Source organism: Streptomyces sp. NPDC058086 (assembly GCF_042885015.1).
In the GTDB taxonomy this organism is placed as follows: domain Bacteria; phylum Actinomycetota; class Actinomycetes; order Streptomycetales; family Streptomycetaceae; genus Streptomyces.
Genome location: NZ_JBHVST010000065.1, coordinates 43,503 through 67,880, shown reverse-complemented (window position 1 = coordinate 67,880; position 24,378 = coordinate 43,503). Strand labels below are relative to the sequence as shown.

19 protein-coding genes and 3 pseudogenes are annotated in these 24,378 nt (G+C 69.6%); 18 read left to right on the top strand and 4 right to left on the bottom strand.

All coding sequences use genetic code 11. From position 1 onward, the window contains the following. Positions 1–209 precede the first annotated feature (209 nt). The 8 genes from ACFVWD_RS37460 (at position 210) to ACFVWD_RS37425 (ending at position 10,844) form a co-directional block, all read left to right on the top strand. Entirely contained in the window at positions 210–1,295 is a 1,086-nt protein-coding gene (locus ACFVWD_RS37460) for a LacI family DNA-binding transcriptional regulator (RefSeq protein ID WP_385384192.1), read from the top strand. A gap of 298 nt (positions 1,296–1,593) precedes the next feature. Then, on the top strand, positions 1,594–2,985 hold the full coding sequence (locus ACFVWD_RS37455; RefSeq protein ID WP_389602499.1) for an ABC transporter substrate-binding protein: 1,392 nt from the start codon (positions 1,594–1,596) through the stop codon (positions 2,983–2,985). A 2-nt stretch (positions 2,986–2,987) separates the two neighbouring features. After that, positions 2,988–3,911, top strand: a complete 924-nt coding sequence (locus tag ACFVWD_RS37450) for a carbohydrate ABC transporter permease (RefSeq protein ID WP_389602498.1) — start codon at positions 2,988–2,990, stop codon at positions 3,909–3,911. Further along, complete coding sequence (locus ACFVWD_RS37445) at positions 3,908–4,885, top strand: carbohydrate ABC transporter permease (protein ID WP_389602497.1); 978 nt, start codon at positions 3,908–3,910, stop codon at positions 4,883–4,885. The genes ACFVWD_RS37450 and ACFVWD_RS37445 overlap by 4 nt, the downstream gene beginning before the upstream one ends. Positions 4,886–4,921: 36 nt before the next feature. Further along, positions 4,922–7,075, top strand: a complete 2,154-nt coding sequence (locus ACFVWD_RS37440; protein ID WP_389602496.1) for a beta-galactosidase — start codon at positions 4,922–4,924, stop codon at positions 7,073–7,075. A gap of 71 nt (positions 7,076–7,146) precedes the next feature. Further along, positions 7,147–8,883, top strand: a complete 1,737-nt coding sequence (locus ACFVWD_RS37435; protein ID WP_389602501.1) for an RICIN domain-containing protein — start codon at positions 7,147–7,149, stop codon at positions 8,881–8,883. A gap of 391 nt (positions 8,884–9,274) precedes the next feature. Continuing rightward, positions 9,275–9,637 (top strand): DUF1330 domain-containing protein, encoded by a 363-nt coding sequence (locus ACFVWD_RS37430; protein ID WP_389602495.1) that lies wholly within the window; start codon positions 9,275–9,277, stop codon positions 9,635–9,637. Between the two features lie 79 nt (positions 9,638–9,716). Further along, entirely contained in the window at positions 9,717–10,844 is a 1,128-nt protein-coding gene (locus ACFVWD_RS37425; RefSeq protein WP_389602494.1) for a hypothetical protein, read from the top strand. Between the two features lie 73 nt (positions 10,845–10,917). On the opposite strand, the gene ACFVWD_RS37420 is transcribed toward ACFVWD_RS37425, so the two are convergent. Next, on the bottom strand, positions 10,918–11,754 hold the full coding sequence (locus tag ACFVWD_RS37420; RefSeq protein ID WP_389602493.1) for an LLM class F420-dependent oxidoreductase: 837 nt from the start codon (positions 11,752–11,754) through the stop codon (positions 10,918–10,920). A 648-nt stretch (positions 11,755–12,402) separates the two neighbouring features. On the opposite strand from ACFVWD_RS37420, the gene ACFVWD_RS37415 reads away from it, so the two are divergent. Further along, positions 12,403–13,560 carry an RNA-guided endonuclease InsQ/TnpB family protein gene (locus ACFVWD_RS37415; protein ID WP_389602492.1) on the top strand — a complete coding sequence of 386 codons (1,158 nt, stop codon included), beginning with the start codon at positions 12,403–12,405 and terminating at the stop codon, positions 13,558–13,560. Positions 13,561–13,642: 82 nt separating this feature from the next. Continuing rightward, positions 13,643–13,954, top strand: a pseudogene (locus ACFVWD_RS37410) (expansin EXLX1 family cellulose-binding protein); the annotation flags it as partial. Positions 13,955–14,168: 214 nt separating this feature from the next. Here the strand turns inward: ACFVWD_RS37410 and ACFVWD_RS37405 are convergent. Next, positions 14,169–15,179: an NADP-dependent oxidoreductase gene (locus ACFVWD_RS37405; RefSeq protein ID WP_389602500.1), complete on the bottom strand. Its 1,011-nt coding sequence runs from the start codon at positions 15,177–15,179 to the stop codon at positions 14,169–14,171. A 111-nt stretch (positions 15,180–15,290) separates the two neighbouring features. Here ACFVWD_RS37405 and ACFVWD_RS37400 point away from each other — a divergent pair, with 111 nt between their 5' ends. Next, positions 15,291–15,899 carry a TetR/AcrR family transcriptional regulator gene (locus ACFVWD_RS37400; protein ID WP_389602491.1) on the top strand — a complete coding sequence of 203 codons (609 nt, stop codon included), beginning with the start codon at positions 15,291–15,293 and terminating at the stop codon, positions 15,897–15,899. On the opposite strand, the pseudogene ACFVWD_RS37395 reads toward ACFVWD_RS37400, so the two are convergent. After that, a pseudogene (locus tag ACFVWD_RS37395) lies at positions 15,886–16,149 on the bottom strand (hypothetical protein); the annotation flags it as partial. The gene ACFVWD_RS37400 and the pseudogene ACFVWD_RS37395 overlap by 14 nt on opposite strands. 110 nt (positions 16,150–16,259) lie before the next feature. On the opposite strand from ACFVWD_RS37395, the gene ACFVWD_RS37390 reads away from it, so the two are divergent. The 6 genes and pseudogenes from ACFVWD_RS37390 to ACFVWD_RS37365 all read left to right on the top strand — a co-directional run bounded on the left by ACFVWD_RS37390 (position 16,260) and on the right by ACFVWD_RS37365 (position 22,804). Then, positions 16,260–17,225 (top strand): sigma-70 family RNA polymerase sigma factor, encoded by a 966-nt coding sequence (locus tag ACFVWD_RS37390; RefSeq protein ID WP_389602490.1) that lies wholly within the window; start codon positions 16,260–16,262, stop codon positions 17,223–17,225. Positions 17,226–17,484: 259 nt separating this feature from the next. Continuing rightward, positions 17,485–17,901, top strand: coding sequence for an SgcJ/EcaC family oxidoreductase (locus ACFVWD_RS37385; protein WP_168500473.1), 417 nt, complete (start codon positions 17,485–17,487; stop codon positions 17,899–17,901). 222 nt (positions 17,902–18,123) lie between these two features. Next, a complete protein-coding gene (locus ACFVWD_RS37380; protein WP_389602489.1) occupies positions 18,124–18,486 on the top strand; it encodes a hypothetical protein in 363 nt (120 codons plus the stop codon). Between the two features lie 148 nt (positions 18,487–18,634). After that, positions 18,635–19,849, top strand: a pseudogene (locus ACFVWD_RS37375) (RNA-guided endonuclease InsQ/TnpB family protein). Between the two features lie 514 nt (positions 19,850–20,363). Further along, positions 20,364–21,974: a benzoylformate decarboxylase gene (gene mdlC / locus ACFVWD_RS37370; protein WP_389602488.1), complete on the top strand. Its 1,611-nt coding sequence runs from the start codon at positions 20,364–20,366 to the stop codon at positions 21,972–21,974. A gap of 68 nt (positions 21,975–22,042) precedes the next feature. Next, the gene (locus ACFVWD_RS37365) at positions 22,043–22,804 is read left to right on the top strand and encodes an SDR family oxidoreductase (protein WP_389602487.1); all 762 of its coding nucleotides are present in this window, start codon (positions 22,043–22,045) and stop codon (positions 22,802–22,804) included. A 100-nt stretch (positions 22,805–22,904) separates the two neighbouring features. Here the strand turns inward: ACFVWD_RS37365 and ACFVWD_RS37360 are convergent, their stop codons facing one another. Continuing rightward, positions 22,905–23,468: a TetR/AcrR family transcriptional regulator gene (locus tag ACFVWD_RS37360; RefSeq protein ID WP_389602486.1), complete on the bottom strand. Its 564-nt coding sequence runs from the start codon at positions 23,466–23,468 to the stop codon at positions 22,905–22,907. A gap of 90 nt (positions 23,469–23,558) precedes the next feature. Here ACFVWD_RS37360 and ACFVWD_RS37355 point away from each other — a divergent pair, with 90 nt between their 5' ends. Then, positions 23,559–24,368 (top strand): SDR family NAD(P)-dependent oxidoreductase, encoded by an 810-nt coding sequence (locus ACFVWD_RS37355; RefSeq protein ID WP_389602485.1) that lies wholly within the window; start codon positions 23,559–23,561, stop codon positions 24,366–24,368. The last annotated feature ends 10 nt before the right edge of the window (positions 24,369–24,378 follow it).

Below are 24,378 nucleotides of genomic sequence, written 5' to 3'. Positions count from 1 at the left end.
GTGCGCGGTGAGAGCCGCGCACCCCGCACCGCCTTGCTGCACGCCGTGGCCGTATCGGCGCCCGGCGGCGCCGCCGCCCCTCCGGCGGGACCGGACGGCAGAGATGTTGCGCGAAGTCTTGACGCGCCCCGCCCCGTTGCGTAGATATGACTGCGCAGTCATACATCGGACCGGGACTAGGATTCGGCTGCCGAAGATCGGGAGACACCATGACACCAGGGGCAGGACGCGGCGCGGGAGCCGCGCCGCGCAGTGTGGATGTGGCGCGCCTGGCGGGTGTGTCGCAGAAGACGGTGTCCCGGGTCATGAACGACGAGCCGTACGTCTCCGACGACGTGCGCCGCCGCGTCCTGGCGGCGGCCGAGGAACTCGGCTACCGCTCGAACAACGCGGCCCGCGCCCTGGCCTCCGGACGCACCCGGTCCATCGGTGTGGTGACGCTCGGCACCGCCCTGTACGGTCCGGCCTCGCTGCTCATGGGCGTCGAGCGTGCCGTGCGGGACACCGGCTACGCGCTGCGTGTGGTCAACACCATGGAAGGCGAGAGGGCGGGCATCGCCGGGGCCGTGGACTCGCTCCTGGACCAGGGCGTGGACGGCATCGTCATCTCCGAGCCGATCGACGAGGCGGACGGCGCGGATCTCTCCGCACGGGTCGACGTGCCGGTCCTCGTCCTCGGCGCACCCCCGCCCATCACCGCCTCCCACGTGGTGACGGCCGGCATCGTCTCCAGCCAGATGGCGCGGGCGGCCACCGAGCACCTGCTGGAGCTGGGCCACGCCACCGTCCACCACCTGGCGGGTCCGCAGCGCTGGTACTCGGCCCGGGACCGTCTCGACGGATGGCGCGAGGCACTCGCCGCGCACGGCCGGGCCGAGCCGCCGGTCGCCGAGGGCGACTGGTCGGCCGCCTCCGGCTACACGGCCGGCCGTGAACTTCTCGCCGACCCCGGTGTGACCGCGGTGTTCGCCGCCAACGACGACATGGCCATCGGCCTGATCCGCGCGCTGACGGAAGCCGGCCGACGCGTGCCGCAGGACGTCAGCGTGGTCGGCTTCGACGACATCCCGGTCGCCGCCTACGTGACCCCGCCGCTGACCACGGTGCGTCAGCCGTTCGACGCCATGGCGCAGGACGGCCTGAAGCTCCTCGTGCACGCCATCGAGAACCCGCAGGCACACCCGCTGCCGATGACCGACCCACCGGTCGAACTCGTCGTCCGCTCCTCCTGCGCACCCCCGCCGCCCCGCAAGCGCCCGGGCCGCACACGGGCCGCACGCTCCCCGCGCACCTGAGTCCCCCTCACCGACGGAGGCCCGCCCACACCAGAGCCACCCCATCGCTTCCGGCGTTCTCTCAACCCGGTTCATTCCAGCTCAGCTTCACCGCAGTCTCACAGCCGCTGCCCGGGCCTCGATCAGGCCCCGCACGGGCCGCCGTTGCCGCTCGCGCCCTCCCCGGCGCGACCCCTGACGGGCCCGCCCTCCCGGCCCCGCCCGTCACGCCACACAGCGCCTGACACCACCCGAATCCAGCTTCAGCACGCCGTCGCCCGGTGTGCCGGTCCCCAACACCCTTCTGCGGGAGTTCACCATGTCCGGACCCTTCTCCAGCTCCTTCCCCTCACCCCTGAGCCGTCGGGGCTTCCTCGCCGCCACGGGCGCGCTGTCGCTGGCCGCCACGCTGTCCGCCTGCGGCGGCGACGGCGGCTCCACCGCCGGTTCCTCCGCCAAGCCGGTCGGCCAGGCCGACATCGACAAGGCCATGAAGACCCCGACCCAGCTGACGTTCTGGACCTGGGTCCCGAACATCGACAAGGAGGTCGCGCTCTTCGAGGAGAAGTACCCGGCCGTCAAGGTCAAGGTCGTCAACGCCGGTCAGGGCACACCGGAGTACACCAAGCTGCGCACCGCACTCAAGGCGGGCAGCGGAGCCCCGGACATGGTGCAGATCGAGTACCAGGCCATCCCGACCTTCACCATCACCGACAGCCTGCTGGACCTCCGCCCCTACGGCGCCTCCGCGCTCAAGTCCACGTTCGTCGACTGGACCTGGGGCCAGGTCTCCGGCAGCGGCGGCGAGATCTGGGCCATCCCGCAGGACACCGGCCCGATGGGCATGCTCTACCGCAAGGACATCTTCGACCAGCACGGCATCGAAGTCCCCACCACCTGGGACGAGTTCGCCGCCGCCGCGCGCAAACTCCACAAGGCCGACCCCGACATCTACCTCACCAACCTCGCCGCCAACCAGGTCGCCGCCTGGCACGGCCTGCTCTGGCAGGCGGGCGCCAAACCGTACGTGACCTCCGGCAAGAGCGACATCACCGTCAGCGTCGACGACACGGTCTCGAAGAAACTCGGCCAGTACTGGGGCACCCTCGCCAAGGAGGGCGTGATCGGCGTCGAGCCGGACTTCACCGACTCCTGGTACGCCGCCCTCAACAAGGGCAAGTACGCCACCTGGCTCACCGGCGCCTGGGGCCCGGCCTTCCTGTCCGGCTCCGCCAAGGCCACCGCCGGCAAGTGGCGCGCGGCCCCGCTGCCGCAGTGGGACGCCGCCAAGCCCAGCGCGGGCAACTGGGGCGGCTCCACCACCGCGGTCATCCGCTCCACCAAGAACCCCGTCCAGGCGGCGGTGTTCGCGCAGTTCCTCAACAGCGACCCCGCCAGCGCCAAGATGTTCGCCACCGAACAGTTCTTCTTCCCGGCGACCAAGACCCTGCTCGCCGACACGAGTTTCCTCGGGGACACGCCCTCCTTCTACGGCGGCCAGAAGGTCAACCAGGTCTTCGCGGACATCAGCACCCAGGTCAACCCCTCCTTCCAGTGGCCGCCGTTCCTCGACCGGGTCGCCACGGACTGGACCGAGACCGTCGGCAAGTCCCTCGCCGACAAGTCCGACACCGTCCGCGCGCTCGGTTCCTGGCAGTCGCGCATCACGACCTTCGCCAAGAGCCAGGGCTTCACGGTCAAGGGAGGCTGACGATGGCCACCACCACCGCAGCGGCCGCCCGCACGAACCGCACGAAGTCCCCACCCCGCCGCCAGCACAGCACCGCAGGCGCCCTGTTCATCACCCCGTTCATGGTGCTGTTCCTGCTCCTCTTCCTCGCCCCGCTCGGCTACGCCGCCTACCTGAGCCTGTTCCAGGAGAAGCTCATCGGCGGCTCGACGTTCGTCGGCCTGGACAACTACGTCACCGCCCTCAAAGACCCCCAACTCCTCAAGGGCATCGGCCGCGTCGCCCTGTTCTTCGTCATCCAGGTCCCCGTGATGCTGCTGCTGGCCCTGTTCTTCGCGCTCGCCCTGGACAGCGGCCTGCTCCGCCTCGCCCGCGTGATCCGCCTCGGCATCTTCGTCCCGTACGCCGTCCCCAGCGTGATCGCCACCCTCATGTGGGGCTACCTCTACGGCCCCGACTTCGGCCCCTTCGCCCAGATCAGCCGCCATCTCCACCTGCCGGCCCCGCACTTCCTCAGCGACAGCTGGATGCTCGGCAGCCTCGCGAACATCGTGACCTGGGAGTTCGCCGGCTACAACATGATCATCCTGTACGCGGCCCTGCGCACCATCCCCGCCGAGCTGTACGAGGCGGCCGCCATGGACGGCGCCGGCGCCTGGCGGATCGCCTGGTCCATCAAACTCCCCGCCCTGCGCCCGGCACTGACCCTCACCCTGCTGTTCTCGGTGATCGGCAGCTTCCAGCTGTTCAACGAACCGAACCTGCTGATGAAGGTCGCCCCGGACGTCATCGACAGCTCCTACACCGCCAACCTCTACGCCTACTCCGTCGCCTTCATCAGCCAGCAGACCAACTACGCGGCCACGGTGTCCTTCATCCTCGGCCTGGTCATCGTGATCGTGTCGTACGCCTTCCTGCTCACCGCGAACCGCAGGAGGACCGCATGACCTCCCCCAAGTTCTCGGCTTCGCTCGCACAGGGGGGACCCCCATTGACGCCCGCAGCCTCCGCCACCTCGACGGCGAAGCGGCTGCCCGCCGAGGCCCGCCCGCGACGACGGCCGTCGCCGGCCCACCGCCGCAGCACCCCGCTCACCATCGCCATGCTGGCCGTCCTGGCGTACTTCCTGCTGCCACTGTTCTGGCTGCTCATCGCCTCCACCAAGAGCACCCAGGACCTGTTCAACAGCTTCGGCCTGTGGTTCTCGCACGCCCCGCAACTGCTGTCGAACATCAAGGCCACCTTCACCCAGGACGAAGGCGTCTACGGACGCTGGCTGCTCAACACGGTCCTGTACGCCGGGGCCAGCGCACTCGGCGCCGCGCTGCTCGCGGCAGCGGCCGGATACGGGTTCGCCAAGTACCGCTTCCGCGGCCACGGCGCGGCCTTCAACCTCGTCCTGGGCGCCATCATGATCCCGACCACCGCGCTGGCGATCCCCACCTACCTGCTCTTCGCCAAGGCGGGCCTGGTCAACACCCCCTGGGCGGTCATCCTGCCCTCCCTCATCAGCCCCTTCGGCCTCTACCTCATGCGGATCTACACCGAGGACGCCGTCCCCGACAGCCTCATCGAGGCCGCCCGCATGGACGGCGCCGGAGAGCTCCGGATCTTCCTCACCATCGCGCTGCGGCTGCTGGCACCCGGCCTGGTGACCGTCGTGCTGTTCACCCTCGTCGCCACCTGGAACAACTACTTCCTGCCGCTGATCATGCTCAACGACCCGGACCTGTACCCCATCACCGTCGGACTCTCCCGCTGGGCCGACCAGGCGCAGAACGGCGGCGCCGGAGCCAGCAGCGACATGCTCGCCCTCGTCGTGACCGGCTCCCTGATCTCCATCATCCCGCTCGTCCTGGCCTTCCTGATGCTCCAGCGGTACTGGCAGAGCGGCCTGGCCACCGGCGGCGTCAAGCAGTAGCACCCTCAACACCCCCTGCTCCCTGGAGGTTTGTCCATGGCGGATCTGCCCGCCCGCGTGCTGTTCGGCGCTGCCTACTACCACGAGTACCACCCCGCCTACGGCCCGGACGTACGGCCCGACGAACAGCTCAAGACCGACCTCGACCTCATGGCCGACGCGCACTTCACCGTCATCCGGGTCGGCGAGTCGGTCTGGTCCACCTGGGAACCGGACAACGGCCGTTTCGAACTCGACTGGCTCCAGCCGGTGTTGGACGGCGCTCACGAACGCGGCATCTCCGTCATCCTCGGCACCCCCACGTACGCCGTACCGCCGTGGCTGGCCCGCCAGTACCCGGAGATCACCGGCGAGCGGCGCACCGGCGAGCGCATCGGCTGGGGCGCCCGCCAGGAGGTCGACTTCACCCACCCCGCCTTCCGCTTCCACGCCGAGCGGATCATCCGCAAGACCGTCGCCCGGTACGCCGGCCACCCGGCCGTCATCGGCTTCCAGGTCGACAACGAACCGGGCCTGGAGCTCTTCCACAACCACGGCGTCTTCCAGCGCTTCACCGACCACCTGCGCGCCAAGTACGGCGACATCGAGACCCTCAACCGCGAATGGGGCCTGGTCTACTGGTCCCACCGCCTGTCCACCTGGGCCGACCTGTGGACCCCGGACGGCAACGTGCAGCCGCAGTACGACGTCGCCTGGCGGGAGTTCCAGGCCCGCCAGTGCACCGAGTTCATCGGCTGGCAGGCCGACATCGTCCGCGAGTACGCCCGCCCCGAGCAGTTCGTCACCACCTGCATCTCCTACACCCGCCCCGCCGTGGAGGACGACGAGCTCACCGACCGCCTCGACATCGCCACCGGCAACCCCTACTACGCCATGCAGGACGGCCTGCTCCTGCCCGATGCCACCCCGGACGACCACGAGCAGAAGTGGAAGACCACCGGCGTCTGGTCGCTGTACCAGACCGCCGACTGGATGTTCTCCTCCCGGCAGGAGCCGTTCCTGGTCACCGAGACCAACGCCTCCTCCATCGGCTACGCATGGGACAACCGCCCCGCCTACGACGGCCAGTGGCGCCAGGCCGCCTGGGCCCTCGTCGGCCGCGGGGCCCGCATGATCGAGTACTGGCAGTGGCAGACCCTGCGCTTCGGCGCGGAAACCTACTGGGGCGGCGTCCTGCCGCACAGCGGCCGACCGGGCCGCACGTACGCGGAACTGGCCCGCCTGGGAGCGGAGTTCGAGACCGCCGGCCCCCTCGTGGCAGGTCTTGAGCCGGACTGCGACATCACGATCGTCTACTCCACCCCCAGCAAGTGGCTGATGCAGAAGCACCCGCCCCTCGCGACCCCCGACGGCGAACCGGACCCGGCCGCCTACCACCGCATCCTCGACCCCTTCTACCGCGGCGCCTTCGACGCCGGCCGGCAGGTCCGCATCGTCCACGCCCGCCAGCTGCACGACCCGCGTGGACAGAGGGAGGGCCTGACGCCCCAGGAGGCGGTCCGCCGCCACCCCGTCCTCGTCGTCCCCGCCCTGTACCTCGCCGACGACACCACCCTCGACTGGCTCGCCGCCTACGCCCACGCCGGCGGCCACCTGGTCCTGGGCCCCCGCACGGGCTACGCCGACCACGAGGCCCGGGCCCGGCACGAGACGGCTCCGGCGCGCCTGGCCGACGCGGCGGGCGTGTCGTACGACGAGTTCAGCAACCTGACGTGTGCCATCCCGGTCCGGGCGGTGCCGGGCAGTGCGCTGACCCTGCCGGAGAACGCCACGGCGACCGCCTGGGCCGACGGCCTGACCGTCACCGACGCCGACGCCCTCGCCATGTACGAGCACCCGCACTTCGGCCGCTGGCCCGCCGTCACCACCCGCCGCCACGGCGAAGGCCGCGTCACGTACGTCGGCACCGTGCCCGGCCGCGGCCTCGCCCGGTCGCTGGCCGCCTGGATGGCACCGGCCGCCCGCAGCGGCTGGGGCGAGCTGCCGCAGTCCGTCACGACGACCACCGGCACGGCGCCCGACGGCCGCCGCGTGCACATCGTCCACAACTGGAGCTGGGAACCCGCGAGCGTCCACGCTCCGGTGAACCTCGCCGACGCCCTGAACGGCACGTCGATTCCCGCGGGCACGGCGCTCGATCTCGGCCCGTGGGACGTACGCGTACTCGTCTCCCCGAAGCCCAAGGAGTAGCCGTGCACGGAAGAAGAGCGGCAAAGGCACTGGGTACGTTCGTCGCGGCAGCCGCGATACTGGCGATACCCATGGCCAGTGCACAGGCGTACAACCCGACGGGCGGCATCCTCTACCAGCTCGGCAGCGAACCGTGCCTGAAGGGGCGCGGCAACTGCGCCGTCTACCCGAAGTCGGCGCAACTGCCCAGCGGACGCCTGGTCGCGTCGTTCGAGAAGTCCGCCGTCGTACCGGCGACGGGCAGCGCCGACGGCCAGACCCTCCCGGTCTACAAGAGCGACGACCACGCAACCACCTGGCAGCCGCTGTCCGAGGTCAAGGCTCCCGCGTACCTCTCCAGCGACCCCAAGTACGCGAAGTACACCAGCAATTGGACCAACCCCTACCTCTACACGCTTCCGCAGGACGTCGGGAACCTGAAGCAGGGCACGCTGCTGCTCGCGAGTGTCGTGTCGGGCGACGACCAGTACTACCGTGAGCACAAGGCGGCCGACCCCAACTGGACGCCCTCCAACGACGGCGACCGCAGCGACCTGGCCATCGCGCTGTACTCCAGCACCGACGAGGGCGCGTCCTGGAAGATCGTCAACGTCGTCGCGACCGGTGGCTGGCAGGGCGGCAGCGCGGGCGCGATCGGACAGAACATCGCCGCGGCCAACACGCACCAGCAGGTGGACCCCGTCTGGGAGCCGTACCTGATGGTCTACAAGGGCCAACTCGTCTGCTACTACTCCGACGAGAACGACTACACCGGCTTCAACGCGACCACCGGCGTCCCGGCCCTCGACCCCGCCAACGACACCGCCACCGACTCGCACGGCCAGATCCTCGCCCACCGGACCTGGGACGGCCGCAGTGCGCAGTGGAGCGCCCCCGTCGTCGACATCGCGGGGCTGACCCAGAGCATGGGAGGCGGTAAGACGGAGATCGGCGGCGGCCGGCCGGGCATGGCGAACGTCGTCCGCACCACGGACGGCAAGTGGCTGCTCACCTTCGAGTACTGGGGCGGCGGAGCCAACACCCGGTACGTGATCGCCGACAACCCGCTGGAGTTCTACCGGGGTTCGGCCACCGGCACGGGCGTCACCTCGCTGCCGGCCGACACCGGCTCGCACGCGCTCGCGACGGGCGGCAGTCCGGTCGTCATCAGGCTGCCCGCAGGACGCCTGGTCTACAACGCGGCCGGCAGCGGCAACGTCTGGGTCAACGAGAGCGGACGCAGCGACGGTACGTGGAAGGAGTACCAGACGACCTCGCAGGCCGGTTACAGCCGCAGCCTGCAGTACGTCGAGGGCACCGGCCGTATCGCGATCCTCAACAACCAGGGCACCTCCACGATCGCCTACGCCGAGGCCGACCTCGGCCAATCGGACGGCGCCTACTACCAGTTGGTGAACCGCAGGACCGACCAGGTGATCGGCACCGGGAACAAGACCAACGACGCGAACATCGGCAACGCAGACGTTCCCGACGTCGTCCTGGAGGAGCCCGGCTCCGCGGCGAACCCCGACACCCAGTACTGGCACGTGGTGACCGAGCCGAATGGCAAAGTGACGCTGCTGAACAAGTCGGGCGGCCGCGCGGCGGCCATCTGGACCGGCAACGCGACCGCCGGGCAGCGGATCGGCCAGTGGGTCGACAACAGCGCCACCGGCAGCTGGAACCTCGTCAGGACCGCCGACGGCTTCTACCGGCTCCAGTCGGTCAAGAACACGAACCTGTACCTGACCGGTGCATCCGACAACGCACCGCTCACCCTGCAGAACGCGACCACGGACGGCTCCCAGGACTGGGAGCTCATCCAGTAGCCGCCGGCATCCCGGGACCCGCACCACAACCGGGCCGGGGCCCATCCGGTCCGCACCGCGCCGGCGAAACCGGTCACCGAGAGGCTCCGCCCCTACCGGCGGAGCCTCCGCGTGCGGGAAGGACGGCCATCACGCGGATGCCGTACTCGGTCAACTCCCCGCCCGGTCCGGCAACGGCTCGCGGGGGAGCCGGCCCACCTCATTGCGCCGGCCGCCGCAAAGCCGCAGCGGCTGGGCCTGCCGCAGCCGGCGCCCCTTACCTCCCGGGTAATCGACCAGGGCCGCGCGGCTCGGCAATGCTGCCGTACAGCGCGGTCGACGCATGACAGGGCCGCGAGAATTCCGGCGCGGCCGCCTTCCTCCGCGCTCCGTGACGAACAGGAGAGCCCGCATGCCTGCCTACGCCATCGGCAACCTCCGGCCGCTCACCCATCTGCCCGAGGATGTCCTGATCTACATCGAACGCATCCAGGCAACCCTGGACCCGTTCGGCGGACGGTTCCTCGTCCACGGAGCCCCGGAACGTGAGGTGCGCGAGGGCACCTGGCCGGACGCGCTCGTCATCATCGCCTTCCCCTCCCTCACCGACGCCCGCACCTGGTACGACTCCTGCGCATACCGGGAACTGCTTCCCCTGCGCACGCGGCACATCGACGGCGACATTCTGCTGATCGACGGTGTCGCCCCCGACTACGACCCGGCCGTAACGGCCACCGCACTGCGCGCCGCACAGGCAGCCTCGTCGTCGGGGTGAACCCTTTCCAACCTGGTTCGGAGTGGGGCAGTCTGCCGCAGGCATGGTCGGCAGGGGCTGCCAGAGGCAGAATGCCAGGATGGGGCGCAGCACAGGGGACTGGTGGGGGCGGCGCGGACGAGGGCGGCGCACCGAGGAGACGGACAGGCTCGAGGCGGACCTCACCCGCTTCGGCGAACGGCTGGCGGTACATCCCTTCAGTCCGAACAACTCCGGTGTGACCCAGGGGATGACAGCGGACTACGCCGAGGCCCTGGATGCTTACGAGGTGGCGGGCCGCAGGGCGCGCCGGGACGCCCAGGCCGCGATGCGGGCCCTGGACGAGGGGGAGCGTGCGCTGGACCGGCTGGACGCCCGTTTGACCGGCGTCCCGGTTCCCGAGCGGTTTCCGCTGTGCTTCTTCGATCCGCGCCATGGGCGGTCGGTCCGGAAGGTGTCCTGGGCCCCGGACGGCGGGACAACACGGTTGGTGCCCGTCTGCGCCGCCGATGCCGTGCGCCTCAACGAGGGAAAGCCGCCGATCCGAACCGGCCGCCCGCCCGTGCGTTCAACCGGCACAACCCAGGACGGCTCACCCTCAGCATCCCTGGCTCCTGCGCCCGCCACGCCCGTGGACGCAGCCGTGGCGATGGCCCGACAGGACGCCGACTCCGCTGCCAGACCCCGCTTGCGGGACAGGTACACCACCCAACAGCTCCTGTTGCGGAGCGTGCTGGGCGCCTTCGCCCTGTGCCTCGCGGTGCCGGCCGCGCTCGGCCAGTGGTGGCTGGCGCTGACCGGCCTGCTCCTTGTGGCCCTGATCGGCAGCCTTCCCTTTATGTTCGGCTTCGTCATATGGAAAACCTCGGCCAGTCTGTGGGTGCTGATGCGCAGGGGGCGCCTGGTGACGGCGCACTACACGAGGACCGTGTCCCCGGAGGAGTCGGCTTCGGGGAACGGCTGGCAGCACGAGTACGGCTACACCACCGGCCAGGGCCAACAGATCACGCGACGGCGCGCAGCCCCGAACGGCACTGTGCAGCCCCTGCCTCGTCGGCGCATGTGGTACGTCACCGGACAGAGCCCCGAGCAGGACGGACTGCACGGACCGTCGTATCCGTTCTCTCTCGGCGCGGGGCTGCTGATGAGCCTTCCGCTGTTCCTCCTCGGAGCGGCGGTCGACCTCGCCGTCTGCCCTGGGCTGCTGGTCTGGGCGCTCCTGCGCTGAGCCCATGGCCACCCTCCACCTCGACGCCTCAGGCCGAGGTCGGGAAGGGCTGAGGGCGGCACCGTTCCTGGGCTCAGGCCAGCTGACCCAGCGCTCTCGCCAGTGGTTCCAGCACGGTGGGGGTGTAGGGCGGGGGCAGGTACACGATGGCAAGCCCCGCACCGGCCTCGCCGAACTCGGCGGCGGTGGCCGCCGCCGCGGCCGGATCGCCGCTGAACCGCACCTGGCTCGAAAGCAGGATCTCCGCCGGGTCCCGGCGGACGTCGGCGCAGTGCTGGTGGAGTACGTCGCGCGCGCGGATGAACTGCCCGACCGTGCCGCTGTCGAAGTTCCAGTGCTGTGCGAAGCGGGCGGCGGTGCGCAGGGTGCGCTTCTCGCCGCTGCCGCCGATGCAGACCGGCGGGTGCGGCTGCTGCACGGGCCTGGGGTTGCAGCGGGCGTCGGTCAGCTCGTAGTAGCTGCCTTTGAACGTCGTGGTCTCCTGGCCGAGCAGACCGGTGATGACCTCGCACGCCTCTTCGAACCGGTCGCTGCGCTCCTTCGGGGCGCCCAGCTCGATGCCGTAGGCACTGGACTCCTCCTGGTTCCAGCCGGTCCCGATGCCGAGCTCCAGCCGGCCGCCGGACACGACGTCGAGGGTTGCCGCCATGTTGGCCAGCACCGCGGGATGCCGGTAGTGAATGCCGGTGACCAGCGTGCCCATCCGCAGTCGGCTGGTCGCCTGCGCCAGCGCGGTCAGCGTGATCCAGCCCTCCAGGCGCGGGACAGCCGGGTCGGCGCTGTGCGTCGGGTAGAAGTGGTCGGAGGTCCAGCCGGACTCGAATATCTCGATGTCGTCGGCGGCCCGCCACACCTGGAGCATGGCGTCCCAAGTCGTATTCTGCGGTGACGTCTTGAAGGCAAAGCGCATGCGGCCACGCTAGTGCGACGCGCGTCCCTTCCCGAACCGGGGAACAGTCCAAACCGTTCCTAGAAACTGAGCGGGAGTGAGTCCTGTTGCCAGCACTCATGCTCAGCCGCGTGTCCCGAACGGTGTTGGGCACGCTGGTTCCCCGCTGTGACCGCACGACCGGTCGCCGCCCTCTGGGGGCCGACTCCGTTCCGTGCCTGGCGGAGTCCCTCACGCCCCCGAGTGCCACGATCGGCCTGGACGGTCCGATGCCCGCCACCATCGCTCTGGTGGTGGCGGGGCGGTGCCGTCCGTCGCCGGATCGGGTACCCGAGGGCGCGTCTTCCGATCGCGATGGCCGCCGCGTCGTGGCGGCTCATCGCACGTTTACTGCTGGCCAGGGGCGTCTTCCAGTGCTCGGCGCCCCACTTGGAGGTGTAGGCCGCGTCGACGGCGACCAGGGCCAGGCCGTGCTAGGCGGCCATGTTCACCGAGTTCCTCCGAGGGTGCTCCGTCTTTTAGGGCGGGGAGGAATCGGACTCCTGCGGGGCAGGGCAGAGGTGGCTGAATCGGCGGCAGGGCGATTCGGCGTCCACCCGCAACGGGGGTGAGGCAGTCCGCACCGGCCGGGAGCTCTCAACTGTCAGTCCTCCCGGATAGGTTGATGTCATGACGGCGATCACGCAGGAATCGGAAGGTGACGGGCACGCCCGCTACACCTATCGCCTGCGTGTCTCCTCTGGCGCCCGCACGGCTCTTGAGGCGGAGTGGTCGCGCTGTAGGTGGTTGTGGAACGAATGCTGCGCCCGGTCGAAGAAGGCCCACCGGGACGGGGAGAAGTGCGGTCCGGCACGGCTGGACAAGATGCTGACGGAGGCCCGCACCGCAATGTCGTGGCTGCGTGAAGGCGCCTCGGTTCCTCAGCAGCAATTGATACGCGACTTCGCGAAGTCCCGGGCCAAAGCACTCAAGGACATCAAGGCCCGGTTGCCGATGCGGCAGCGGGCCGGTATGCCCCGGTACAAGAAAAAGCACCAGGATGCCCCCAGCCTGAACTACACCCGGCGCGGCTTCCGCCTCAAAAACGGTCGTCTGCACCTGGCCGGGGGCATCGCGGTGACGGTGGTGTGGTCGCGGGACCTGCCCCAACCTCCGTCCAGCGTCCGCGTGTACCGCGACAGCACCGGAGCGTGGTACGCGTCCTTTGTCGTCCCGGCCGTGACCGAGGCCCTGCCGGAGACCGGCGCGGTGATCGGTATCGACTGGGGTGTCAAGGAGACCGCGACCACCACCAGCGACGAGCACGACCTTCCTCACCCCCAGCACGGGAAGAACGCCGCCCAGCGCCTCGCCCGCTACCAGCGGATGATGTCCCGCCGTCGTCCCCCGAAGGGCCAGGCTGCCTCGAAGGGCTACCGCACCGCGCAGGCCCGGGCCGCGAAGCTGCACAAGAAGGTGGCACGGCAGCGTCAGGACGCCGCCCGCAAGTGGGCCAAGAAGGTCGTCCGCGACCATGACGCTTTGGCGGTGGAGGACTTCCGCCCCAAGTTCCTCGCGAAGTCCACCATGGCCCGCAAGGCCGCTGACGCCGCGATCGGAGCGACGAAGGCCGCGTTGGTCGAGATGGCCCGCAAGCACGGCCGGACCGTGCATCTGGTACACCCCGCGCACACCACGATGGACTGTGCGCAGTGCGGAGCGAGAACCAAGCACGCACTACCTCTTTCCGAAAGGACGTATACCTGCACCGCGTGCGGAGTCGTGAGCCCTCGGGACAAGAACTCCGCCCGCGTGATGCTGGTCCGGGCTGGTCTGCAACCCGGCTAGTGCTGATCGTGCAAGACCTGCACCCCCGCCGGAGGAGCAGGCGACGTGAGCTAGGAATCCCCCAGCTGTAGCCGGGGGAGGCGTCAAGTGGAGCCTGCTGAGCCCCAGCATGTCCGGCACGGTCTCGATCCGGTACAAGACCGGGTCCAGCCGCTGGTGGTGCGCCATCCAGGTGATCGGCCACCGGAATCCGGTGGCGCGACTGGAGGTCCGCCGCGGCGGCTGGCATCGGCTGCCCCGTACCGACTACAACTACTTCCTCTCCGGCCAGGGCAGCGGGTGCGGGGGCGCGATCAGGGTCACCGACATCTACGGAGAACCACTGGTACTCAACGGGATCGCCCTGCGGCCGGACGCCGTGCAGCCGACGCGCGTCCAGTTCGCACAGCACTGACCCGCGCCGACCGGGCGGTCGAGTCCGGCCCTGGGCCGCGCGCCGTCGGGCGGGAAGCTGCCGGCTGGTCGGGGTCGGACTTCGGTTCCCCGCTGCGGGCATCGCGGCCACCTGGTCGCCAGATGGCTCCCAAGGCCTCCGCGTCGGCGTCTCGACGGCCACCAGTGCCCCGGGGACGAGCGCCGGACGCGTCTGTGAGACGGCTCGTTCGTTCCTAAGCGACCGTAAGTACGATCTTGCCCTGGATGTGCCCTCGGGTGGCGCGTTCGTGCGCCGCTCGGGCATCCGCGAGCGCGAACGTGCTGTCTATCGCGACGCGGACTGTGCCCGCGTCGAGCAGGCGTCCCAGTTCGGCGAGCTGCGCGCCGTTCGAGCGGACCTGGGTGCCGGAGACTGTGACGCCCAGCTTCGCGGTCTCTTCGTCGTCGAAGTCGCCGAAGAACACGGGGAACAGGGAGCCGCCGCGCTTGAGCGTGCGCAGGAAGCGGCTGCTGCCGGGGCCGCCGACGGTGTCGAGAACGAGGTCGACGTCGTGCACGAGTTCTTCGGGACGGCTCTTGGTGTAGTCGATGAACTGGCCGGCGCCGAGCTCGCGCAGGAACGGTTCATGCGCGCCCGATGCCACCGCGATGACCCGTGCACCCTTCCATTTCGCCAGCTGTAGTGCGAAGTGCCCCACGCCGCCCGCGGCGCCGTTGATGAGCACCGTCGTGCCGGCGTCGAGTGCCGTCGGGCGATGCTGCGCCGTCTGGAAGGGCGAGGGGTGATCGTGTCCGAGCTCGATCAGGAACTGCCACGCGGTGAGCCCGGCCATGGGCGCCCCCGCGGCGTGCACGTGATCGATGCCGGCCGGCTTGTGTGCGAGGTCCGACGCGGGCGCGGCCACGTACTCGGCATATGTGCTGCCGTCGAAGCTGGGAAAGCGGAGGAGACCGAAGACTTCATCACCGGCAAAGAAGCCGTCCACATCCGCGGCGACGGCCTCGACGACGCCCGACAGGTCCGTCCCCGGAATCACGGGCAGGCTGAACTTCGGCCTCGTCTCCGGAGGCAGGTTCGTCAGCCCGTCGCGCAGATACCAGTCCGGAGGATTGACGCCGACCGCGTGCACGCGAACGAGCACCTCGCCCGGCCCCGGCTCGGGAACCGGCACCTCGTCGTGACGCAGAACTTCAGGGCCGCCGTGCTCATGGAGCCGGATCGCCCTCATCGTGTGTGTCGGCATCGTTTTCTCCTGCCCGCGCTGCGGGATAGGCTTATTCGGATCAGCGATCCACATAACTGGACCACTGATCCGAATATATGGACCACTGATCCGGATAGTCAAGAGGGGCAGATGCGGGCCGACGCCAGGAAGAACCGCGACCACGTGCTCGCAGTCGCGGGCACCGCCATCACCGAGCAAGGCGTCGACGTATCACTGCGCGACATCGCGCGCAGGGCCGACGTCGGGCTCGCGACGCTGCTGCGTCACTTTCCGACACGCGAGGCGCTGCTCGAGGCCTTGCTCCGCACGAGCTTCGACGAGCTGACGGCAAGGGCAGGCGAGCTCGAGACGTCGAGCTCGCCCGACGATGCTCTCGTTTCGTGGCTACGCGACTGCGTCGCGTGGACAACCGAGTATCGGGGCGTGACCGTGCTGATGGCAGCCGCCATCGAGGACACCGAGTCCGCACTCCACGCTTCGTGCGTCACCTTGCGCGCGGCCGGTGCGCGGCTCCTCACCCGTGCCCAGGCCGCGGGCGCAGCGCGGACCGACATGGACGGCACCGATCTGTTTGCGCTGGTAGCGGCGCTCGCTTGGCTCGGCGATCAACCCTCGCTCGCGCCACGCGCCGATCACCTCTTCGATGTTGTCGCGAGCGCGATCCTGACGAGCGCAGGGAGCGGCGATACCGAGGGGGAACGCCGCCCTCGGGCCCGTAGGCCACCTACCCGTCGCTGAAGTGACGGGCTTGTACGACGGGTATCACCGGCGGTGATGTGTGGTTTGCGTCCGGCCCCGCTCCGAGGCGTTCGGCGCGCGGCCGGGGCCGTTGACGGGGCCCCGCCTCGCCACAATTCCCGGGCGCGGGCCCGGGAGTTGAGGGAGCCTCCCCCCACTCTCGGCTTCGCTCGAGCGGGAGGTACCCCCATAGGTCCGCGTGATCAACGAATCCGCAGTTCCGGCACGCGAACCAGGCCTGGGAGACCCGGTGCGCCCTGTCGGTGTGCCCGCACTCGGCGCAGGCGCCTGAGGTGTACGCCGGTGGTGTGGAGGTTCAATAGGGTCCTCGGTGAGGGACGCAGCGGGAGGGAGCTGGGTGTGGCGACCACGACGGAGGACTTCGACCGCCAACTCGAGCCGTACCGACCGGAGCTGCTCGCCCACTGTTACCGGATGCTCGGCTCGGTCCACGACGCCGAAGACCTGGTGCAGGAGACCTATCTGCGGGCTTGGCGGGCGCGGGCCCGTTACGACCGAACCCGCGGGTCGCTGCGGACGTGGCTGTACCGGATCGCGACCAACGCCTGCCTGAATGCCCTGGAGAGCCGCAGCCGCAGACCGCTGCCGTCGGGGATGGTCGCGGAAAGCGATCCGCTCCGGTCGTTCGTCCACGGCGGCGAGGTCACCTGGCTGCAGCCGATGCCCGACGCGCTGCTGCACCTGGGGGACCCGGTCGGCGCAGCCGTCGACCGGGGCAGCCTGCGCCTGGCGTTCGTCGCCGCGCTGCAGCATCTCTCGGCACGCCAGCGTGCCGCGTTGATCCTGCGCGAGGTGCTCGCCTTCTCGGCGGCCGAGACCGCGGACGTGCTCGGTACGTCGGTCGCTTCGGTCAACAGTTCGCTGCAGCGGGCGCGTGCACGCCTGAACGAAGCAGGCGTCCGGGAGGACAGTGTCGCCGAGCCCTCACAGGCGCAGCAGCGGGCCTGCGTCGAGCGCTACATGAAGGCATTCGAGAAGGCGGACATCGAAGGAATCAAGAAGCTCCTCGCCGACGATGTCCTCATGGAGATGCCTCCGATGCTCAACTGGTTCGTCGGCCGCGACAATTACGCCCGGTTCATGGGCTGGGTCTTCGCGAAGGCCGGCAGCAGCTGGCGTCTCGACCCGATTGCGGCGAACGGCCAGCCGGGCTTCGCGGCCTATCGCCGCGGCGACAGCGGCGCGTTCGAGTTGCACACCCTGCAGGTGTTCACCGTCACTGACGCCGGCATCAGCAGGACCACCGTGTTCCAGGACACCGAGGTCTTCGCGGCGTTCGGCCTGGACACCAAGAGCGAATCCTGAGGGCTGCTCCGCCCGCCGCGGGCCCGTGCCGATGCCGGGACGCGGGCGGGTCCCTCTGCGCCGGCTCCGGGGCGGCAAGCCGACCGGATCCGGACGCATCATCGCTGGTCAGGGCGCTTTCAGCCGCCACTCGAAAAGAATCTCCGCGGGCGCGATGAGTTCCGGCCCGGCCGCCGGTATCTATCTGCGGAGCGCAGACGGCTCCCGGTGAGCCGCAGGCCGCGGCGACCTGTACCGGTACGACGAAGCGAGGAAGACCTTGACTGCGAACCAGACGCGTGCAGCGGACGAGACCGCCATCCGCAACGTGCTCAAGGGCGTCTACGAAGCCTGGAACGCCAGCGATGCTGACGCGTTCGTGGCCGACTACACCGAGGACGCCAGCGCGATTCTGCCCGGGTCCTACCGAAAGTCCCGGGAAGAGATCCGCGAGAGCATGAAGGCCGGCTTCAGCACCTTCCTGAAGGGCTCGACCACCACCGACAAGGTACTGAACATCCGTTTCCTCAACGACGACGCCGCCGTGGTCGTCAGCGAGACGGGCATCCTCTTCCCGGGCGAAACCGAGGTGCCGGGAGACCGCCTGGTGGTCGCGAGCTGGGTGCTTGTCCGGCAGGACGGCAAGTGGCTGCTTGCGGCCTACCAGAACTCCCCGGTGGTCATGAACCAGGGCTGAGGCCGCCGCCGACCTGGCGCCCCTCGACCGCCGCCGCGGCAGAGGGGCGCTTTCGGGCCGACCAGGCCACAGGGGGAGTCTCCCCTTCCCTCTACGACCACCAGGTTCCCCCTACGACCACCAGGCCCGAGCCACTCGCTCCGGCCCGCGGCCACACCTCAGTGAGCCCCTCAACGCAAGAGGCTCACTCAGTCACCCCACAGACCCCCACGGGAGGGGATCATGCAGATCAGCACCCGAATGCGCGCGGCATCCACCGCGCTCGCCATCCTCGCTGCCAGTCTCACGTTCGCCGCTGTCGGCACAGGAACGGCCCAAGCCGGCTCCTGCGCCTCCGTTCTCGGCCCGTCCCAGGCCATCACGGTCAACTCGCGGACGATCGGCTCCTTCTACCTTGCCTGGAACTACTGCAACAGCGGCAATGAGGTTGCGTACACCGAGGTCAACCTCTGGAACACCAACTACGTCAACGGCAATTGGCACGGCGGCCAGATCGACGTGAAGTCCAGCTCGTCCTACAACGCGAACACCAACGCGCCTGTCCCCAACCTCAACAGCTGGTGGTGGGACTCCGGGTTCATCTGATCCCTGCGTGGATACTCCGCCCTTCAGGGCGGAGAGGAATCGGACTCCTGCGGAGCAGGGCAGGGAACGACGGTTCGCCGCCAGGGCGGATCGTCGTTCGCACCCAACTTCCCGCAGACAGCCGCAAGTTGGCGATAATTTGTGAGCTGTGACCACTCACCTGAAGCGGGCGTATCGGTACCGCTTCTGTCCGACGGATGCGCAGGCAGCCGAGCTGTCGCGCACGTTCGGGTGCGTGCGGAAGGTCTACAACATGGCGCTCGCCGCGCGCACGGAGGCGTGGACGCGTCAGGAGCGGGCCAACTACAACCAGACGTCGGCGATGCTCACGGCGTGGAAGAAGACCGAGGAACTGGCCTACCTCAACGAGGTGTCCTCGGTCCCCCTCCAGCAGACGCTGCGGCATTTACAGACGGCGTTCACCCATTTCTTCGGCAAGCGGGCGAAGTACCCGCGGTTCAAGTCGCGCAAGAAGTCGCGCAAGAGCGCGGAGTACACCACCAGCGCATTCCGCTTCCGCGACGGTTCCGCTTCCGCGACGGTGAGCTGCGGCTCGTGAAGATGAGCGAGCCTCTGCGCATCGTGTGGTCGAGGCCGCTGCCCGAGGGTGTGAGCCCGTCCACCGTGACTGTCTCGCAGGATGCGGCGGGGCGCTGGTTCGTTTCCCTGCTGTGCGACGACCCCGGCATCAAGCCGCTCCCCGAGAACGGGAACGCGGTCGCCATCGATGCCGGGCTGGAGCATCTTCTGACCCTCTCGACCGGGGAGAAGATCACCAACCCCCGGTACGAGCGCCGTGACCGTGCCGCTCTGGCCAGGCAGCAGCGTCGTCTTGCGAAGAAGGAGTGGGGCTCGGCGAACCGGGCCAGGGCCCGGCTGAAGGTCGCGAAGATCCATGCGCGGATCGCTGACCGGCGCCGCGACACGCTGCACAAGATCACCACTCGGCTCGTCCGTGAAAACCAAACGATCGTGATCGAGGACCTGACCGTGCGCAACATGGTCAAGAACCGGAAACTGGCCCGCGCCATCAGTGACGCGGCGTGGAGCGAGTTCCGGAGCATGGTGGAGTACAAAGCCCAGTGGTACGGGCGCGAGGTGATCGCGGTGGACCGGTGGTTCCCCTCCTCCAGGTTGTGCTCCGCCTGCGGCACCCTCCAGGACACGATGCCGCTGAACGTCCGCACCTGGACGTGCGCCTGCGGCACGACCCACGACCCACGACCGCGACGTGAACGCGGCGCACAACCTTCTGGCCGCCGGGCTGGCGGTGACAGTCTGTGGAGCTGGCGTAAGACCTCAACGGAGTACTCCGGACAGGCAGTCGGCGACGAAGCGGAAACCCTCACGGCGCGAGCCGTAAGAATCCCCTCCTTCAGGAAGGGGAGAAGTCAAGGCATGGTTCCTTACCGGGGATGAATGCATCTCAACACTGCTGTGACGTGCAACCTCAGAGCGGGCGTCTCTGCTGCCCGATGTACTGGCGGACGATTGCCAACCGCGCTCCGCCGCAGGAGGCGGAGATCGCCCCGGAACTCCTGCTCACCGGCGAGCCTCAGCCCGCCGAACGCGCCGAGCGGTTCGATTTGGTCGGCCACCTCACCGAACCGGGCCAGGCCCTGAAACGGACCGTGGAGCGCGCTGCCCTCGTGGCGTACAACGCCCTCCCTGGCCGTGGCAGCCGTCGAACGTGCCGTCACCGAACGGACCGCATTTCGCGACGAGGACGCCTTTGTCGAGCAGGATCGGATCGTCGCTTCGGTTCCGGCGTCCCACGACGCGAGGGATGACGCCCGAGCCCTCACCGAGAAGCGCGCACCCCACTGGCAGGGCCGCTGACCCGGCGCCCGGCTCCAGCACGAAAGTCGGTGGCAACAATGACCGAGCAATCCACCGTCCACAGCGTGACCTACGACCTGCTGCGGGCCCTGAAACTCACCACGGTCTTCGGTAATCCCGGCTCGACCGAGCAGACCTTCCTGCAGGACTTCCCCGAGGACTTCACCTACGTCCTGGCGCTGCAGGAGGCGTCCGTCATCGCGATGGCCGACGCCTTCGCCCAGGTCACGCGTCGCCCGGCACTGGTCAACGTGCACTCCTCGGCCGGGGTGGGGAACGCCGTGGGCAACCTGGTGGCGGCCTACCACGGAAACACGCCCCTGATCATCACCTCGGGACAGCAGCACCGTGAACTCGTGATCGGGGAGCCGTATCTCGGCAACCGCGAGGCCACCACGCTGCCGAAGCCGTGGGTGAAATGGTCCTACGAGCCGGCCCGCGCCGAAGACGTCCCCGAGGCCTTCATGCGGGCTTATGCGGAGGCGCTGCAGCCGCCGGCGGGACCGGTCTACCTGTCGATTCCCATGGACGACTGGAAGCGGCCCCTGTCCGGATTCACCCGGGTGCGGACCGTCAGCGACCGGGTCGTCCCCGACGCGCAGCGTCTGCGGCTGTTCGCCGACCGCATCTCCGCAAGCCGTCGTCCCGCGCTGGTCTTCGGGCCGGAGGTGGACCGCGCCGGCGGCTGGGACGCGGCCGTGGCCCTGGCGGAGAAGCTGCGCGCTTCCGTCTACGGCGCCCCGCTGCTGGACCGCGCCTCCTTCCCGGAGGACCACCCCCTCTTCCGCGGCCCGCTCGGCATGTCGGTGAAGACCATCAGCGACCGGCTGGCCGGGCACGACCTGGTGGTCGTGATCGGCGCGGAGGCGTTCCGCTACTACCCCTACGTGCCCGGCGACTACCTCCCCGACGGCACCGAGCTCCTGCAGATCACCGGCAATCCGGGGGTTGCCGCGGCGGCGCGGGTGGGCGACAGCCTCCTGGGCGATCCCGCGATGGCGATCGAACTGCTCCTGGACATGGTCGCCGAGGGGTCTGCGCGGACCGCTCCGGAGCCGATGGCGCGGCCCCGTGAGCTGCCGCAGGCGCCGAACAGCCCGCTCACCCCGCCGGAGGTGTACGCCGCCCTGAGCAGGGTCCGGCCGCCGGACGCGGTCATCGTCAACGAGTCGACCTCCACGATGGCGCAGCAGATCGAGTGGCTTCCGACGGTCAGGACCGGATCGTTCTTCGCCACGGCCAGCGGAGGGATCGGCTGGGGCACCCCGGCCGCGGTGGGTGTCGCGCTGGGCGACCGGGACCGGGGCGTCGACCGGCCGGTGGTCGGCCTGATCGGCGACGGTTCCTTCCAGTACTCCGTGCAGGCCATCTGGACGGCAGCCCAGCACAACCTCCCGATCGTGTATGTGGTCATGCGCAACCAGGAGTACTCCATCCTCAAGTCGTTCGCGGTGCTGGAGGAGACGCCAGGCGTTCCGGGCCTCGACCTGCCCGGGCTCGACATCGCCTCCGTGGCCCGCGGTTTCGGCTGCCGTGCGGTCGACGTGGAGACCACGGGGGACCTGGAGCGGGAGTTCAAGGCGGCCCTGAGCGCCGGCACCACCACCGTCATCGTGGTGTCCACGCAACCCCAGAAGGCGATGCTGTAGGCCGTGTGTTCGGCACGACGGGACACGGCACGACGGGACGCGGCACGACGGGACAGGAGGCAGCGGTCATGGACCTTGGGCTGAAGGACCGGGTGTACATCGTCACCGGTGGCACCCGTGGTCTGGGCAGGGCCGCGGCGCGCGAACTGGTGGCGGACGGGGCGAGGGTGGTCGTCAGCGGCCGCAGTGAGAAGTCGGCGGCCGCCGCCGGGGCGGAGCTCGGCGGCCCGGGGCAGGCAGTCGGTGTCGTGGCCGACAACGCCGACCCCGCTGCCCCGGACCGGCTCATCGGCGCGGCACGCGATGCCTTCAAGCGGCTGGACGGGGTGCTCATCAGCGTCGGCGGCCCGCCGGCAGGTACGTCGGACATCATCGACGACGACCAGTGGCGGGCTGCCTTCGAGTCGGTCTTCCTCGGTGCGGTGCGGCTGTCCCGCGCCGTCGCGGCGGAGCTGGGCGGGGGAGGGGTCATCGGCTTCGTCCTCTCCAGCTCCGTGTACGAGCCGATTCCCGGCCTCGCGCTCTCCAACGCCTTCCGGCCGGGCCTGGCCGGTTACGCGAAGAGCCTGGCGGACGAGCTGGGCCCCCGGGGCATCCGGGTCGTCGGCCTCGTGCCCGCCCACATCGAAACCGACCGGGTCCGCGAACTCGACGCGCACACCGGCCACGCCGACGCCGCCCGCGCCCGTGCGACCGCCGGCGTCCCCCTGCGCCGCTACGGAACCCCCGAGGAGTTCGGCCGCGGCGCCGCCTTCGTGCTGTCGCCCGCCGCGTCGTACCTCACGGGCGTGATGCTGTCGATCGACGGGGGTGTGCGCAGGGGCTTCTAGCCAGGGCCCCTCCGGCCGGTCACGCCGCAGGCGCGGTCTCCGGCACGCGCGTCTGCGGCGTTGTCGCCGGTTGCCGGCTCCCTCCTCCGCCTTGCGGAACCTAGGGGCGCAGTGCGACGTCGACGGCCGTGGTGAGCTTGTCGACGAATGCCGGACGGTCGGCGACGCGGTGCTTCCAGCCCTCGGCGGCGGCGTGCAGGACCTCGGCGATCTGCCGCGGGGTGACGCTTCCGGTGGGCCGGCCGGAGGCGGTGACGGCCTCGGTGAGCGCGTCGAGGAAGGCGGCCCGGTAGTCGTCGTACATGCTCTGGAGCTGTGCTGTGCCGTGCTCCAGCAGGTCGTCGACGCCCTCGTTGATGTGTGTGCCGACGTAGCGGCCCAGATTGGCGTCGAGCGCGGTCACCAGACGCGCGTTGAGGTCCGCGCCGGGCGCGGCCAGCGCCGTGCGGACGTCGCCCAGGGCCTCGTCCAGCGCCTGCCGCATGGTCTCGCGGAACAGCTCCTCCTTGCCGGAGAAGAGGAAGTACAGGCCGGGGCGGGAGATGTCCGCCGCCTGAGCCACCGAGTCCATCGACGTCTTGCGATAGCCGAACGTCGCGAAAACGGTCAGTGCCGCCGCGAGTACCTGCTCGCGGCGTTGGGTGTCCCCACGGGTCGCTGCCATATACACACCATACCGAGTGAGCGTGCTATACATGTTTTGTAGATTCTGTTTAGTAGCGGGCGCGGGGGCCACGCCACGAGAGAGGGCATCATGCGCAAGACCGTTCTGATCACAGGTGCTTCGACAGGCATGGGCGAAGCAGCCACCTTCGAGTACGCCGCGCGCGACTGGAACGTCGTGGCCACCATGCGTGACCCGGCCAAGGCCAACCCGGCCTTCGCCGACCTCGGCAATGTCCTGGTCACGCGCCTCGACGTCACCGACGCCGCCGGCATCGAGCAGGCCGTCAAAGAGGCCGTCGACCGCTTCGGCGCCATCGACGCCCTCGTCAACGCCGCCGGCTACGGACAGGTCGGCGCGGTCGAGGAAGTCAGCCCCGACCAGCTGCGCGACCAGTTCGAAACCAACGTGGTGGGCCTCGTCCAGGTGATCCAGGCCGTGCTCCCGCACATGCGGGAACGCGGCCGCGGCCACATCATCAACATCGGCTCCATGGGCGGCCACGTCAGCCTGCCCACCATGGCCGTGTACTGCGCCTCGAAGAGCGCCGTGCAGAACCTGACCGAGGGACTGGCCAAGGAGGTCGGCCCGCTCAGCATCCACGTCACCCTGGTCGAGCCAGCGGGCTACGACACCAGCTTCGGGACCAATGCGAAGCTCCCCGCCACGTCCGTCCCCGCCTACGCGCCCTCCTACGCCGCCATGGCCGAATTCGACAAGCAGGCGGTGAGGGGCGACCTCGTCAAGTCCATGGCGGCCGTCGCCGGCATCACGGGCATCGACGAGCCCCCGCTGCACCTTGCCGTGGCCACCGCCGGCCTGGAGATGGTGCGGGGCCGCTTCGCCGAGCTGATGGACGAGTACGCCCGCTGGGAGCCGGTCACGGCCGGCACCGACTGACGCTGGAGGA